12 protein-coding genes are annotated in these 15,310 nt (G+C 73.6%); 3 read left to right on the top strand and 9 right to left on the bottom strand.

All coding sequences use genetic code 11. The features are described 5' to 3' along the window. Nucleotides 1-20: 20 nt before the first annotated feature. The 8 genes from AWQ68_RS26220 to AWQ68_RS26185 form a co-directional block, all read right to left on the bottom strand. A complete protein-coding gene (locus tag AWQ68_RS26220) occupies nucleotides 21-1,046 on the bottom strand; it encodes a hypothetical protein (protein WP_157545725.1) in 1,026 nt (341 codons plus the stop codon). 147 nt (nucleotides 1,047-1,193) lie between these two features. Then, entirely contained in the window at nucleotides 1,194-1,952 is a 759-nt protein-coding gene (locus AWQ68_RS26215; RefSeq protein ID WP_066944706.1) for an SDR family oxidoreductase, read from the bottom strand. A 32-nt stretch (nucleotides 1,953-1,984) separates the two neighbouring features. Continuing rightward, nucleotides 1,985-2,503, bottom strand: coding sequence for a ribose-5-phosphate isomerase (locus AWQ68_RS26210; protein ID WP_066944704.1), 519 nt, complete (start codon nucleotides 2,501-2,503; stop codon nucleotides 1,985-1,987). A gap of 50 nt (nucleotides 2,504-2,553) precedes the next feature. After that, nucleotides 2,554-4,278 carry a dihydroxyacetone kinase family protein gene (locus tag AWQ68_RS26205; RefSeq protein ID WP_066944702.1) on the bottom strand — a complete coding sequence of 575 codons (1,725 nt, stop codon included), beginning with the start codon at nucleotides 4,276-4,278 and terminating at the stop codon, nucleotides 2,554-2,556. A gap of 57 nt (nucleotides 4,279-4,335) precedes the next feature. Continuing rightward, the gene (locus tag AWQ68_RS26200) at nucleotides 4,336-5,154 is read right to left on the bottom strand and encodes a DeoR/GlpR family DNA-binding transcription regulator (RefSeq protein WP_066944700.1); all 819 of its coding nucleotides are present in this window, start codon (nucleotides 5,152-5,154) and stop codon (nucleotides 4,336-4,338) included. A 95-nt stretch (nucleotides 5,155-5,249) separates the two neighbouring features. Next, nucleotides 5,250-6,281 (bottom strand): substrate-binding domain-containing protein, encoded by a 1,032-nt coding sequence (locus AWQ68_RS26195; RefSeq protein ID WP_066944699.1) that lies wholly within the window; start codon nucleotides 6,279-6,281, stop codon nucleotides 5,250-5,252. A 96-nt stretch (nucleotides 6,282-6,377) separates the two neighbouring features. Then, nucleotides 6,378-7,406 (bottom strand): ABC transporter permease, encoded by a 1,029-nt coding sequence (locus tag AWQ68_RS26190; protein ID WP_066944697.1) that lies wholly within the window; start codon nucleotides 7,404-7,406, stop codon nucleotides 6,378-6,380. Between the two features lie 25 nt (nucleotides 7,407-7,431). Beyond that, nucleotides 7,432-8,868: a sugar ABC transporter ATP-binding protein gene (locus AWQ68_RS26185; RefSeq protein ID WP_218007037.1), complete on the bottom strand. Its 1,437-nt coding sequence runs from the start codon at nucleotides 8,866-8,868 to the stop codon at nucleotides 7,432-7,434. A gap of 356 nt (nucleotides 8,869-9,224) precedes the next feature. Between AWQ68_RS26185 and AWQ68_RS26180 the strand changes: the two genes are divergently transcribed. Genes AWQ68_RS26180 through tpiA form a run of 3 tightly spaced genes read left to right on the top strand, consistent with a single transcriptional unit; the run spans nucleotide 9,225 to nucleotide 14,257 of the window. Next, the gene (locus tag AWQ68_RS26180) at nucleotides 9,225-10,982 is read left to right on the top strand and encodes a glycerol-3-phosphate dehydrogenase/oxidase (protein WP_084464413.1); all 1,758 of its coding nucleotides are present in this window, start codon (nucleotides 9,225-9,227) and stop codon (nucleotides 10,980-10,982) included. Nucleotides 10,983-10,985: 3 nt separating this feature from the next. Next, complete coding sequence (locus tag AWQ68_RS26175) at nucleotides 10,986-12,491, top strand: FGGY-family carbohydrate kinase (protein WP_066944693.1); 1,506 nt, start codon at nucleotides 10,986-10,988, stop codon at nucleotides 12,489-12,491. Then, a complete protein-coding gene (tpiA, locus tag AWQ68_RS26170) occupies nucleotides 12,488-14,257 on the top strand; it encodes a triose-phosphate isomerase (RefSeq protein ID WP_157545723.1) in 1,770 nt (589 codons plus the stop codon). Before AWQ68_RS26175 ends, tpiA begins: the two co-directional genes overlap by 4 nt. Here the strand turns inward: tpiA and AWQ68_RS26165 are convergent. Next, nucleotides 14,223-15,260: a sugar phosphate isomerase/epimerase family protein gene (locus tag AWQ68_RS26165; RefSeq protein WP_245656093.1), complete on the bottom strand. Its 1,038-nt coding sequence runs from the start codon at nucleotides 15,258-15,260 to the stop codon at nucleotides 14,223-14,225. The two genes, tpiA and AWQ68_RS26165, sit on opposite strands and share 35 nt — an antisense overlap. Between the last annotated feature and the right edge of the window lie 50 nt (nucleotides 15,261-15,310).

Raw genomic sequence — 15,310 nt, 5'->3', positions numbered from 1 at the left:
GCGGCCCGGCCCGGGACCCGTCAGAGGGGGACGCCGACGATGACCCGGCCGCCGGGCTTCTCGGCGATCGTCCAGATCGTGCTCTTCCCCCGCCACACCGTGAGGTCCTCGGGGCCCTTGGGGTACATCCGCTCCCGCACCGCCTCACCCGGAGCGGTGGTGAGCAGCCGGTCGTTCGCGCCCGCGACACCGGACTGGCTGAAGTACCAGCGCCCCTTGTAGGAGGCCGCGCCCTGGATCTTCGGACCCGGCCCGGTGTAGGCGTCCACGGGCACGGCCTTCCCCTTCTCGTCGGCGGCGAGGGAGCCGTCGGCGGCGAGCGCCCAGCGCACGACCCGCCCCGTGCCCGAGGTCAGGTACTCGCCCGACACGAGCAGGGCGGGGTCGGCGCTGCGGTCGAGGGACGCGAACGAGAACCGCGCGCCCAGCGCCCGGTCGCAGGACCACACGTCCGACTGGGGCAGCGTGTAGGGATAGTCGAACAGCCCGCCCTCGCACAGGTTGCGCAGGTCGAACACCCGCAGCCCTCCGGTGGTGTCGGGCACGTAGAGCAGGTTCTTGTACCAGACGAGCCCGCCCGCGTGGACGTTGATCGGGACGGGCTCCCCGGCGCCGTCCGGCTCCACCAGCAGCACGTGGACGTACCGCAGGGTGGCGACGTTGAGGAAGCTGACCCGGATGCCCCGCTGCGGCTCCGCCGAGGGCTCGGGCTTCCAGTACCAGCTGATCGCGAAGGCGGACGGGCTGCTCAGCCCGGCGTCGGAGCCGCCGGACAGGCCCTGCGGGTACCACTTCTCGGTGACGTCGTCCTTGGCGTCGAGGCGGAACCAGTCGGTCGCCGCCACGCCCTTGAGCGCGGCGGCCGGCCGCCCGTGCGTCGCCACCCGGGCGGCCTTCTCCAGGACCCGTCCCACCGTGGTGCGGGTGCGCGAGGCGAGGAAGGCCGCGAGGGCCGCCTCCCGCGCCGCCGCGCCGTCCGTGTCCCGTCGCAGCGCGTACGGCAGGGCCGCCGACGCGGGCAGCCGCGTCATCCGAGCCAGAGCCACCGATCCCCTCCTCGTCCATGCGGTGGCTCCACCCTGCCGCGCCGGAGCGCGACATGTCGGGCTTCGAGGGAAGCGGTCACCGATTCGTGATCGTCCGGGCGGTGCCCCGCTTCGGGGGGCACCGTGCCTCGGTGAGAGCGGCTCCCGTCAGCGGATCGTGTAGCCGCCGTCCACGAGGATGTCGGCGCCGTTGATCATGTCGGACGCGTCGGAGGCGAGGAACACGGCGGTGGCCGCGATCTCCTCCGGGTAGGCGAAGCGCCCGGTGGGGATCAGCGCCTTGAGCGCGTCGCCCTTCTCCCCCGCCCACGCCTTGCGCCCGAGGTCGGTGAGCACGACGGTCGGCGAGATGGTGTTGACCGTCACGCCGCGCCCGGCCCACTCCGAGGCGAGGACCTTGGACAGCCCGACGACGCCGAACTTCGAGGCGCAGTACGCGGCGTGGGCGTCGAGCGCGACGGTGGCGGCCTGCGAGGCGAGGTTGATGATCTTTCCGCGGCCCCGCTCCAGCATGTGCCGGCCCACCGCCTGGGACACCAGGAACGTCCCCTTGAGGTTGACGTTCATCGTCGTGTCCCACATGGACTCGGTCAGCTCCTCGGCGGGGGCGAGGATGGCCACGCCGGCGCTGTTGACCAGGACGTCCACCCGGCCGTGGCGGTCGATCACGGCGCGGACCGCGCTCTCGACGGCGGCGGCGTCGGACACATCGCAGGCCGTCGCCGAACTGTCCGGGCCGAGGGCGGCGGCCTTGGCCTCGGCCGCGTCCGCGTCGCGGTCCAGCACCGCGACGTGCGCGCCCTTGGCGGCGAATGCGTCGGCGACGGCCGAGCCGATCCCGGAGGCTCCGCCGGTGACCAGGGCCACCTTGCCGTCCAGGCCGAAGGAAAGGTCGAGCGTGCTCATGCGTTCTCCTTGATCGTCGGGTGCGGCCGGGGCTACTCGGCCCGGGGGTCGGAGCAGGAGACCGCGAGCGCCTCGTCCTCGGCCGCGGCCCCACCCGCCTCGTACGAGCTGAGCGCCTCGACCTTGGAGGCCGAGGGCGACCTGTCGTCGAACCGGTAGCCCAGCCACTCCCTGGCCAGCCGCCGGGCGAGCTCCAGGCCGATGACCCGCTGGCCGAAGCACAGGACCTGCGCGTTGTTGCTGAGCACGGCGCGCTCGACGGAGAAGCTGTCGTGCGCGGTGACGGCCCGGATGCCGGGCACCTTGTTGGCGCTGATCGCCACGCCGAGCCCGGTGCCGCAGACCAGCAGGGCGCGGTCGGCCTCGCCCGCGGCGACGAGCCGCGCGGCGGCGACCGCCACGTGCGGGTACGCCGTGTGCTGCCCGGCGCCGACCCCGACGTCGATGACCTCGCTGACGCGGTCGTCCGCCCGCAGGTCGGCCTTGAGGACCTCCTTGTAGTCGAGCCCGGCATCGTCGCAGCCCACGACGATGCGCAGTTTGTCGGTCATTCCCCCACCTCTTCGTACATTTCGCACTTCTTCGCGCCTTGGAGTAGGAATCACTCGGCGGCGAGTTCGCGGGCCACGACGTCGAGGCACATCGCCATCGACAGGGCCCCGGCGTCGGGCGTCCCGACGCTCTTCTCGGCGAGCGGCCGCGCCCGGCCGACCCTGGGTCGCAGCGCCGCCGTCGCCTCGGCCGCGCGCCCGGCGGCCCCGGCGGCCTCGGCCCAGGCGTCCGCCAGCGTCCGGCCGGACGCGACGCCCGCCTCAAGTTCCTCGGCGAAGGGCGCGAGCGCGTCGAGCATCGTCTTGTCGCCGACCTCGACCTTGCCGAGGCGGCGCAGCTCGGCCACCCCGGCGCGGACCGCCGCCACCCCCCGGGCGGCCGGGACCTCGTCGCCCTGGTCGCCCAGCTCGTCGCCGATCGCGCGCAGGATCGCCCCCCACAGGACGCCGGACGTGCCCCCGGCCTTCGCGGCCCAGGCGTCGCCCGCGGCGGCGAGGACCGACCCGGCTCCCGCGCCCCGGCCCGCGGCCATGGTGGCGCCCTCCAGCGCCGCGCTCACGCCGTTGACCATCCCCCGGCCGTGGTCGCCGTCGCCCGCGACGGCGTCGATCCGGCCCAGCTCGGCCTCGGCCTCCCGCAGCCGCTCGCTCATCGCGCCGAGCGCGCGGACCGCCGTCGCCGCGCAGGCACGCGACGCGGCCGACCCGGTCCTCTCGGCCTCCTGCCGCGCGCCGGACGCCTGCTCGGCACGGCGGCGGACACCGGTCGGCGCGGCGGCCACCGCGCCCTTCCGGTACGCGGGCGTGTCGGCCGGAGCCCGCCACAGCCGTTCGAGCTCGTCGTCGAGCGGGACGACGGTGAGCGAGCAGCCCGCCATGTCGAGACTGGTCACCAGCTCGCCGACCTCGGGCTCGACCACGGTGAACCCGCGCTCGGCCAGCAGCTCCGCCACCGAACGCCAGACGATGAACAGTTCCTCGTGCTTGGTCGTGCCGAGGCCGTTGAGGATCACGCCGAGGCGTCGCTCGCCGTCGGCCGGGACCTCGGCGAGCACGCCGTCCACCAGCCGCCGGGCGAGGTCGCGCGCGCTCGGCAGCTCATCCTCCGAGATGCCCGGCTCGCCGTGGATGCCCAGGCCGACGCCCATCCGCCCGGCGGGGACCGAGAACAGCGGCGCCGGATCGCCGGGCAGGGTGCAGCCGCCGAAGGCGACGCCGAGCGTGCGGGTGCGGTCGTTGGCGTGCCGCGCGACGCGCTCGACCTCGTCGAGGGAGTAGCCCTCCTCGGCCGCGGCGCCCGCGACCTTGAAGACGACGAAGTCGCCGGCGATGCCGCGCCGCTTCCCGGCCTCGTCGGCGGGCGCGCTGGCGATGTCGTCGGTGACGAACAGCACCCGCGCGTCCACCCCCTCGGCCGCCAGCCGGTCGCGGGCGAGGGTGAAGTTCATGACGTCGCCGGCGTAGTTGCCGGTGATGAACAGGAGCCCGGCGTCGGAGGCGGCCGCCCGGCCGACCGAGACCGCGTCCTGGGTGGAGGGCGAGGTGAAGACGTGCCCCACCACCGCGCCGTCGGCGAAGCCGGCGCCCACCACCCCGCAGAACGCGGGGTAGTGCCCGGAGCCGCCGCCGACGACCACCGCGACCTTGCCCGCCGGCGTCTCCGCGGCCCGCACCACGCCTCCGGGGACCCGCGTCACATAGCGGGAGTGGGCGTCGGCGAAGCCCGCGAGCATCTCGTCGGCGAACGCGCGGGGGTCGTTGTACAGGCGCGTCATCACATCCTCCAGTCGGTAGGCCGGCCGCTGGGCCGGCGGGTCTGCGGTCGGCGCCGTCTAGGGAACGGGCGGCGCGACGACCACGTTGATCCCCTTGCCGCGGAGCCGCTCCACCTCGGCGGCCGGGGTCTGCTCGTCCACGATGACGACGTCGAAGCTGGCCAGCGGCATGAGCGCGTGCAGGGCGCGCCGGGAGAACTTCGTATGGTCGGCCAGCAGGATCTTGCGCTCGGCGCACTCCAGGAGCGCCTGCTTCACCGTGACGATCTCCTCCATCTGGTGGTAGCAGACGTCTCCGACGATCGCGGCGGTGGACATGACGCACACGTCGGCGCGCAGCTCCCTGGCCGCCGCCACGGTGACGCGGCCCAGGAACGCGTCGGCCCACTCGTAGTACTGGCCGCCCAGCGCCAGCAGCGTGATTCCGGGCTGCCGGGTCATCATCTTGATCAGGTGCAACGACGGCGTGATCACCGTCAGGGGAGCGCGCTCGACGAGCCGCTCCGCGAGCGGCACGATCGTGGTCGAGTCGTCGAGCACGACCGCCTCACCGGGCTCGATCATCTCGAGCGCGGCGGCCGACAGGGCGCGCTTGCTGTCGCGGTTGCGCGACCCCCGGTACACCGTGCTCGCCTCGACCAGGCTGGTCGCGACCGCGGTGGCCTGGCCGCGCGTCTTGCGCAGCAGCCCCTTGCTCTCCAGCTCGCTCAGGTCGCGATGGATCGTCATGACGCTGACGCCGAGCTGCTCGCTGAGCTCCTCGATGCGGACGGAGCCGTGCTGCATCACGTACTCCGCGATCCGGTCCCACCTCGCCTGCTGCCGGCTGGGCCGTCCGTAACCCGTGCCGTCCAGGGACTCCGTGTTGTTCCCCACTGAACCGAACCTCGCATCCGCTCCATGGCCGGGACCGCGCCGGTCCCGTGCGTACGACGGTGCGCGGGGCGGCGGTGACCGCCCCGCTCACCCGGTCATTCCTCGTTCGCGATGTTGCCGCTTTGCAGGTTCTTGTCAACAAGATCGGGAAGCTTGGCCAGGAAGGCGTCCTTGCCCGTGACCACGTGGTCGAGGAGCTTGTCGACGTTCTCCGGCGTGATGGCCGGCATCACGTACGTGTTGGTCTTCTCGAAGCTCTCCTTCTTGACCACCCGGAGGGCCACCGCGAGACCGGCGCCCATCTCGACCCGGCCGTGCTGGAGGGAGGAGCCGATCAGCTCGCCGCTCTTGACGGCCTGCAGGCCGTCCTGGATGCCGTCGATGCCGACGACGGGCAGGGACTTGCCGGCCTCCTTGAGCGCGCGCAGGGCGCCCAGCGCCATGTCGTCGTTCTCGGCCACGATCCCGTTGAGCTGGTCGCCGAAGCTGGACAGCCAGTTCTTGGTCTTGTTGACGGCCTCGTCGCGGTTCCAGTTGGCGGTGTCCTTGGCGAGCACCTTGATGTCGGGGTACTTCGCCAGGGTCTGCATGATGCCCTTGGTCCGGTCGAGCTCCGGCGAGGAGGCGAGCGGGCCCTGCAGGATGACGATGTTGCCCTTGCCGCCGAGCTTGTCGGCCATCTGCTGCATCTCCTGCGCGCCCGCCGCGACGTCGTCGGGGAGCACGGTGGCGGCCAGCGCGCCGGTGTCCTTCAGCGACGTGTTGACCGCGATGACGGGGATGTTCTTCGCCGTGGCCTGGGCGATCTGCGGGCTGAGGGAGTCGGCCTGCACCGGGGCGATCACGATCGCGTCCACGCCGGCGTTGATGAGCTGCTCCATCTGGCTGGCCTGGGTGTTGACGTCCCCTCCGGCGTTCAGCCAGGTGAGGTTCACGTCGCGGGCCTTGGCGTAGGCCTCCATGCCCTCCTTGCCCTGGGTGATGAAGGAGGTCATGTCGTAGACGGTGACGCCGATCCTGACCTTGCCGCTCCCGCCCCCGGAGCCGGAGTCGCCGGCGCCGCAGCCGGCGGCGCCGAGGGCCAGCACCGCGCTGATCGCCGCGGCGGCCCGGATCTTCTTGAACATGTGCGTACTTCCCTTGCTGAGGAGTGCGGGCGGCGGACCGCCCGAGGAGGGGTTGGGTGATGACCTGTCGCCGGGGTCCCGCGGCGCGGTCCGGGGTCAGCGCGATCGGCGCCGGACGACCCAGACGTCGAGGGCGACGGCGGCGATGATGAGCACGCCCTTGATCACCTTCTGCCAGTAGGACGGGACGATGAGCAGGTCCAGGCCGTTGTTCAGGGTCTGGATCAGGAACAGGCCGAGGATGGTGCCCCAGACGGTGCCGCGGCCGCCCATGAGGCTGGCCCCGCCGATGACGACGGCGGCGATGGCGTCGAGCTCGTAGCCCGCGCCGAGGCTGGGGAACGCGGAGATGACCCGGGACGAGAGGATCACTCCCGAGAGCCCGGCGAGTCCGCCGCTGATCACGTAGACGCTGAACAGGGTCCGGTTCACGTTGAGGCCGGCGATCCGGGACGCGAGCGGGTTGCCGCCCACCGCGTAGACGCGCAGGCCGTAGGTCGTGCGCGACATCAGCACGATCATGATCGCGAAGCCGAGGATCATGACGATGACCGGCAGGTCGATGCCGAAGACCTTGGTGTTGGCGATCGCCGAGTAGCCCGGCGGCAGGCCGTTGATGGGGGCGCCGTTGCCGAGCACGTACGCGAGCCCCGAGGCGACCGTCATCATGCCCAGGGTGGCCACGAACGGCGGCACCCCGAGCCGGGAGACGGCGAAACCGCTGACCGCGCCGACGGCCACGCCGACCAGGACGGCGGCGAGGACGGCCAGCCACATCCGCTCGGGGTGGTCCTTCACGACCAGGGCCGCCGTCATGGCGCTGGCGGCGATGACGCTGCCCACGCTCAGGTCGATGCCGCCGGTGAGGATCACCAGCGTCTGGCCCAGGGCGATGAGCGCGAACGGCGCCGCGGCGATCGCGATGGTCTGGAGGTTGCCCACCGTGCCGAAGCGGTCGCTCATGTACAGGAAGTAGAGGATCACCAGGACCATGACGAGGACCATGGGATTGCGGATCGCCCACTCCCGTACGGCCTCGCCGGCGCGGCCGAGGGCGGGACCGCGCCGTTCCGGCGGCTGTGCGGGCGAATTCTTCCCAGCGGTGCTGGGCGCGGCTACGTTCACGGTGGGTTCCTTGGATCAGTGGTTCTTAAGCGACGTTGAGGCCCGCGGCGTGCCGGAAGATCCGTTCCTGCACGTCCGGCGCGTCCATGGCGCGGCGGTCCAGCTCGGCGACGACCCCGCCGCCGCGCATGACCAGGAGCCGGTGGGACAGCCCGATGACCTCGGCCATGTCGGATGACGCCATCAGCACGGCGAGGCCGGACTCGGCGAGCCGGGTGATCGCGCGGTAGATCTCGCTCCGCGCGCCGATGTCGACGCCGCGGGTGGGCTCGTCCAGCAGGAGGACCTTGACGTCGCCGGAAAGCCAGCGGCCGAGGACCACCTTCTGCTGGTTGCCGCCCGAGAGGGTCTGCACCTCCTGGGAGAGCCCCCGGCTGCGCAGCCCCAGTGTCCGTCCCCACTCGCCGACGGCCGCGGTCCGCGCCTTGGGGCGGAGCCATCCGGCGACGGAGAACGCCTTGAGGTGGGGCAGCGAGCCGTTGTCGAGCACGTCCATGGACAGGACCAGCCCCGCGCCCTTGCGGTCCTCGGGTACGAGCGCCATGCCGGCGGCGATCGCGTCGGTCACCCGGCCCGGCCGCAGCCGCCGTCCGGCGACCTCGATCTCGCCGTCGGTGCGGCCGCGTACGCCGAAGAGGGTCTCGAGCAGCTCGGTGCGGCCGGCGCCGATCAGGCCGGCGAGCCCGACGATCTCCCCCGCGCGCACCTCCAGGTCCACCGGCGGTGCTCCCTCGCGCCGGACGCCGGCCACGCGGAGGGCGACCTCCGCCCCGGGCTCCGGCCGGGCCGGGAAGAGCTCCGACAGCTCCCTGCCGATCATGTGCTGGACGATGTCGTGCTCCGAGAGGGCCGACAGCGGCTCGTCGGCGACGAGCTTGCCGTCGCGCAGGACCACGACACGGTCGGCGACCGCCTGGATCTCCGCCATCTTGTGCGTGGTGTAGACGATGGCCACGCCACGCCCGCGGAGCTGGTCGATCAGGGTGAAGAGCCGGTCGACCTCGCGGTCGGAGATCGCGGAGGTGGGCTCGTCGAGGAGCACGACCCGCGCGCCCCACGACGTGTTCTTGACGATCTCGACGAGCTGGGTCATGCCGACCGACAGCCGGCGCATCGGGGTGCGCGGGTCGAGGTCGATGCCGAAGACGGTGAGCATCTCGCGGGCGGCCTTGATCATGCCGCGCCGGTCGAGCAGGCCGGTCCTGGTGCGCTTCTCCCTGCCCACGAAAAGGTTCTCGTAGATGGACAGGTCGGGGATCGGCGCGAGCTCCTGCGGGACGATGCCGATGCCGGCCCCGCGCGCGGCGTGTACGTCGCCCGGGGCGAGCGGCTCGCCGCCGGAGAGGACCTCTCCGGTGTCCGGGCGGAGCTGACCGGAAATGATCTTCAAGAGCGTGGACTTGCCCGCGCCGTTCTCACCGGCCAGCACGGTGACCGTGCCGGGCTCCAGCCGCAGGCTCACGCCGCGCAGAATGGGGAGACCTCCGAAGCTTTTCGTGAGATCCCGGCACTCGAGCGAACCGTTCACGCTGACTCCGATGTGGCGAGGTTGACGTAGATCTAACAGCATCGCTGCTTGATGGGACACGTTAGATGGTTAATTTCACCGTAACAAGACGTTGACAGGTATATTTTTCACATCTGATACTGCTGGATGTCACACGAAAGATGTGATGTAACGTCCTGAAGGCGGGGCGCGGACATCTGGGCGCCCCTCGCCGCGCGGCCCCGCCGGACGTACGACCGCAGCCCCGCTCCGCGGGGGCCCCGGCCATGTCGAAGGCCATGTCGAACCGACCGACCAAGGTGACACGAGATATGAACCAGCCGGACCCGACCACGTCCGCAGCGCCCTCGTCCGCGTACCCGTCCGCACCGGACGGGCTGACCCGGGACACCGCAGGCACGCCGGAGGCGCTGCGGCGGCGCCGCGCCGAGGCGCTCGGCCGGCTCGCCCGCGGCGTCGACCTCGTCGTCATCGGCGCGGGTGTCAACGGCGTCGGCATCGCCTGGGACGCGGCGGCGCGCGGCCTGCGGGTGGCCCTGCTGGACAAGGGGGACGTCGGCTCCGGCACCTCGTCCTGGTCGAGCCGGATGGTACACGGCGGGCTCAAGTACCTGGAGCAGAAGGACGTCCGGCTGGTCCGGGAGTCCCTGCGCGAGCGCGAGTGGCTGCTGCAGGCCGCCCCGCACCTGGTCAAGCCGCTGCGGTTCGTCCTCCCGTTCTACCGGGGCAACGCGCATGGCAAGGCCATCCTGCGGCTCGGCATGGTCGCCTACGACGTGCTCAGCTTCGACAAGACGGTGGACCACCACCGGGTCTACTCCAAGGAGCAACTGCTGCGGCTGTGCCCCGGCCTCAGCCCGGAAGGCCTGCAGGGTGGCGCCGCCTACTACGACGCACAGGTCGAGTTCGCCGAGCGCATGGTCCTGGAGACCGCCATCGCCGCGACCGCCGAGGGCGCCACCGTACTGACCTACGCCCAGGTGGACGAGATCCTGCTCTCCGGCGACCGGGTGCGCGGGGTCGGCTTCACCGACCGGCTGACCGGCGAGCGCCACGAGATCGCCGCCCCCGTCGTCGTGAACGCCTCCGGCCCCTGGGTGGACCAGACGCTGGCCGCCGCGCTCGGCGAGCGCGCGGGCGTCCGCCGCATGGGCGGCACCAAGGGCAGCCACTACGTCGTCGACCCGTTCCCCGGCGCGCCCGACCAGGCGTTCTACTATGAGGCGCACCGCGACGGCCGGCCGCTGATGGTCATCCCGTGGCTCGGCCGCTATCTCATCGGCAGCACCGACCTGCGCTTCGACGGCGACCTCGACAGCGCGCGCAGCGACGAGGAGGAGCTCGCCTACATCCTGGAGGAGACCAACCGGATCATTCCCTCCGCCCGGCTCACCCCCGCCGACGTCCGCTACAGCTACTGCGGGGTGCGGCCCCTGCCGTACGACGCGGACAAGCCGGAGGGCGACATCTCGCGGCGGCACCTGCTCGTGGACCACGCCCCCGACGTCATCGGCCTGATCTCCGTGATCGGCGGCAAGCTCACCACGTTCCGCGGGCTCGCCGAGGAGGCCGTGGACGAGATCATGGCCCGCCGGAGCCCCCGCCCGCCGCGCCTGTCGCGCCGCTGGACGCGGCGGCGCAGCGCCACCGCCCGGATGCGGCTGCCCGGGGCCCGCGCTCTCGACCTCGACGCGTTCGCGCGCGAGTTCACCGCGTCGTCCGGCCTGCCCGCCGCGAGCGCCGCGCGCCTGGTCCGCGTGTACGGCACGCGGGCGGCCGACGTCGCCGCGCTCGCCGCCGCCGACCCGCGCCTGGCCGAGGTCGTGGACGAGGCGACCGGCACCATCGCGGCGCAGGTCGTCTTCGCGGTGCGCGAGGAGTTCGCCACCACGATCGCCGACGTCGTCGCCCGCCGTACCATGATCGGCCTCGAACCCGACCTGGGCGTCCCGGCGCTGGAGCGGATCGGCGCCGTACTGGCCGAGCACTGCGGCTGGGACGCGGAGCGGGTCGAGCGGGACATCGCCGGATACCGCACCTACATCCACCGCCTCAGCGAGATCGGCTGACACGTGTCCGGCCACCGCCCGGGATCCCCTCTCCTGCTGGGGATCGACGCCGGCACCACCGTCCTGAAGGCCGTCGTGTTCGACCGGTCCGGCGCCGAGGTCGCGCGCGCCTCGGCCCGGCTGCGCGCCGAGACCCCCGCCCCGCGCCACGTCGAGCGGGACCTCACCGCCCTGCGCTCCGCGTTCGACACCGTGCTCGGCGAGATCGCCACGCGGGTCCCGCCCGAGGAGATCGTCGCCGTCGGGCTGACCGGGCACGGCGACGGCCTCTACCTCGTCGACGCGGACGGCGTCCCGACCCGGCCCGGCGTGCTTTCGCTGGACAGCAGGGCCCAGCCGCTGCTCGACCGCTGGGAGCGGGACGGCACCGCCGAACGCGCCTTCGCCGCCAGCGGGCAGCGGCCGTGGGCGCCCAGCCCGGCCACCGTCCTCGCCTGGCTCGCCGAGCACGAGCCCGACGTCGTCGCGCGCACCGCCGCCGTCGTCGGCTGCAAGGACCTGCTGAAGGCGTGGCTCACCGGCGCGGTGAGCACCGACCCCACCGAGGCCAGCCAGTCGTTCACCGACCCGCACACCCAGACCTGGTCCGACGCCGTCGTGGACGCGTACGGCCTGGGCCGGTGGCGGCACCTGCTGCCGCCGATCGTGAACAGCCACGAGGTGGCCGGCGCGGTGACCACCGAGGCCGCCCGCCGCACCGGCCTGCGGGCGGGGACGCCGGTGGTGTCGGGCCTGCACGACGTGGACGCGTGCGCGCTCGCCACCGGGGTCCACCGGCCGGGCACGCTGTCGGTGGTCGCCGGGTCCTACAGCATCAACCAGGTGGTCAGCGACGCGCCCGCGCCCAGCCGGTCGTGGTACTGCCGCAGCTTCGTCGAGCCGGGCCGCTGGCTGAACATGGCGCTCTCCCCCGCCTCGGCGACGAACCTCGAATGGTTCGTCCAGTCGCTGTGCGGGGCCGAGCTGCGCGAGGCCGGGCAGGCGGACGAGGTCTTCACCCGGCTGTCGCACGAGGTGGACGCCGTCCTCGACGGCCCGTCCGAGGTCACCTACCTGCCCTTCCTGTACGGTTCGCCCGAGGGAGCGGCGGCCAGCGCCGGATTCGTCGGCCTGCGCGGCTGGCACACCCGCGGCCACCTGGTGCGCGCGCTGTACGAGGGCGTGGTGCACAACCACCGCTGGCACGCCGACGCGCTGCGGTCGCACTTCACCGTGGACACGGCCCGGATCAGCGGCGGGGCGACCCGCAGCGCGACCTGGCTGCAGATGTTCGCCGACGGGCTCGGACTGCCGGTGACCACGACGTCGGCCCGGGAGGTCGGCGCGCTGGGCGCGGCCATGGTCGCGGGCGTCGGCGCCGGCGTGTACGCCGACCTGCCCGAGGCGGTCGCGGCCACCGTGCGTGACCTTTCGACATACGAGCCCGAGGAAGCGGGCCGGCGGCGGATGGACGACGCGTACGAACGGTTCCGGTTGATCGTGGACGGCGCGAGGACAACGTGGGGATGAGGAAGAGAACAGGCATGTCCGGCAGAGAGTTCTGGATCGGCACGAGCTGGAAGATGACCAAGTCCGTGGCGGAGGCCGAGCGGTTCGCCGCCGCCCTCGCCGCGGGATGGCCGGGCCACCACGGGCCGCTGCGGCTCTTCGTGATCCCGCCGTACCCGCACCTGAACCGGGTCGCCGGGGCGCTGCGCGGCTCGCCGGTCCTGGTCGGCGCGCAGGACACCTCGCCCTGGCCCGACGGCGCGCACACCGGCGACGTGAGCGCCGCGATGATCGCGGAGACGGGCGCCGCGCTGGTCGAGATCGGCCACGCCGAGCGCCGCCGCGACCACCACGAGACCGACGACCTGGTCGCGGCCAAGGTGGCCGCGGCCCTGGAGCACGGCATGCGGGTCGTGCTGTGCGTCGGCGAAAGCCAGGTGATCCGCGACGAGGGCCGGGCGCTCGAGCACGTGACCGGGCAGGTCCGCGCCGCCTTCGCCCGGGTCCGCCCGGAGGAGCGTGACCGGGTCCTGGTGGCGTACGAGCCGGTCTGGGCGATCGGCGAGGGCTCGCGGGCGGCGACGCTGCCCGAGGTCGAGCCGGTCCACGCGGCGGTGCGCGCGGTGCTGAAGGATCTCGGCCAGGCCGACCCGGTGATCCTCTACGGCGGCAGCGTCAACCCCGGCAACGTGGACGAGCTGGCCCGCAGCGCCGAGGTGGACGGCCTCTTCGTCGGCCGGGCGGCCTGGGACCCGGACGGGTTCCTCGGCCTGTGCGCGGCGGCCGCCCGCGCGCTCTCCGCCCGCCCCGAGCGCCGCTGGAGCGCGGACCAGCCGTACGGCACGCCGTCGGTCGGCCCGCGCCGCGCCCCCGTCGCGCCGCGCGTCCCCGGGCTGCCGGACGCCGGGCGGCGCCGCCTCGCCGTACAGCGGGTCCTCGACCCGTCCGGCCGGATGCTGTCACTCGCCGTCGACCACGGCCCCGACGCCTGGCCGGTCGCGCCGGTCCCGGACGCGGCGGGTCTGGCCCGCCCCAAGGCGGACATCGTCGCCGCGCTGCGCGGCCTTCCGTCGTCGGTGCTCGTCGACGTCGAGTACGGCGCGCCCGCCTGCCTGTCCCGCGACGTCGTCACGCCGTCCGGCCTGATCGTCGGGCTGGAGCGGCAGACCGCGCCCACCGCGCCCGTGCCCGCGGAGCGCCTGCTCGCGGACGGGAGGGACGCCGCGACCGTGGCGGCGGCCGGAGCGGACGCGATCAAGCTCATGTGGGTGGAGGACCTGGACGACGCCGGGTCGGCCGACCGGTTCGCGCTGCTCGAACGGGTGATCGCGGCCTTCCACGCGGTGGGCCTCGCCGTCATGGCCGAGGTCCTGGTGATGCCGCGCGACCGGGAGGAGCCGGCCGAGTCGCTGCGCCGCCGTCAGCTCGACGTCGTGGCGGAGGTGGCGCGCCGCGCGCCCGACTTCCTCAAGCTCGCCTTCCCCGCCGGGGTGGACGCCGTCGCCGGGCACGCCGCCGCGCGCGCGGCCTGCGACGACCTGAACACCGCGGCGGGATCGCTCCCGTGGACGATCCTGTCCGGCGGGCAGGACTTCGGGGCGGTCGTCCGCCAGGTGGCCGTCGCGTGCGCCTCCGGCGCGAGCGGCTTCGTCGTCGGCCGGTCGCTGTGGGCGGACCTGCTCGACTCCGGCTCCGCCCTGGTCCCCGGCGCGGCGGACGTCCTGTCCGCCCGCTGGCACGAACTCGCCTCCGTCACCCATGCCCTCGCGGCACCGGTGAAGCGGTAGGCGCGTGGCCGCCGACCAGTCCCGCCCGGGCCAACCACTCCCGGTTGGCCACCTGGTCGGCGGCCACGATCTCCGGATCCCGCCCGGTGGCCGGGACGTCCTGCTCGACGACCACCCACCCCTCGTAACCGGCCCGCTCCAGCGCGCGTAGCACGGCCCCGACGTCGAGGTCGCCCGCGCCGAGCGGCGGGAAGACGCCCCGGCGGACGGCCTCCCCCAGGTCGCCGCCCGCGGCGCGGACACGGGCGAGCGTGTCGCGGGAGGCGTCCTTGACGTGGACCTGCCGGATCCGATCGGCCCAGCGTCCGACCGCGGCGACCGGGTCGCCGCCCGCGAGCCACAGGTGCCCGGTGTCGAGGCAGAGGGACACGCCGGTGAGGTCGAGCAGCCGCTCGACCTCCTCCTCGGTCTCCACGTCGGTGCCGAGGTGGGGGTGGAAGACGGGTTCGAGGCCCCGGTCGCGGCACCGCGCGGCGGCCTCGCGCACCCGCGCGGCGAATCCCGGCCACTCGTCCGGGGCGAGCCGGAGTTCCCGATCGACCGGCGCGCCGGGCCGGGCGAACCGCGCCGGGTTCGGCGGGCAGGCGAGCGTCGGCCGTGGTGCGAACCCGGGGTCGTCCACCGAGACGCCGGCGAACACGGCCAGGGCCGCCTCCAGCGCGGCCAGGTCCTCGGCGAAGCCGCGGGCGTCGCCGTACCGGAGGTCCACCCAGCCGCCGGCCAGGCCGAGGCCGTGCCGGGCGAGCCGATCGGCCAGCTCGGCCCCGGTGCCGAGATAGCCGATGGGGCCGGAGTCCGTCCCGTCGTATCCGGCGGCACGCGTGATCGCCAGCATGTCGTCGGCGGCGATCGGCGCGCCCTCCGCCGTGTACACGCCGAAGTTGACCGGCGCGCTCGCGACCCTGACCCGGGTCAGCGGCCCCTGCCCGTGGGGTTCGTCGGCGCTCCCCTCGGTACGCGCCTCAGGAATCCGGCTTACGGCGGCAGGGTCGGCGGCGTCCACGGCGGGGTCCTCTCACGCGGGGTCTCCCCGTGCCCCTACCCTCGGGCGCG

Source organism: Microtetraspora fusca (assembly GCF_001570365.1).
Classification (GTDB): Bacteria; Actinomycetota; Actinomycetes; order Streptosporangiales; family Streptosporangiaceae; genus Microtetraspora; species Microtetraspora fusca.
This window is presented reverse-complemented; position numbering and strand designations above follow the sequence as displayed.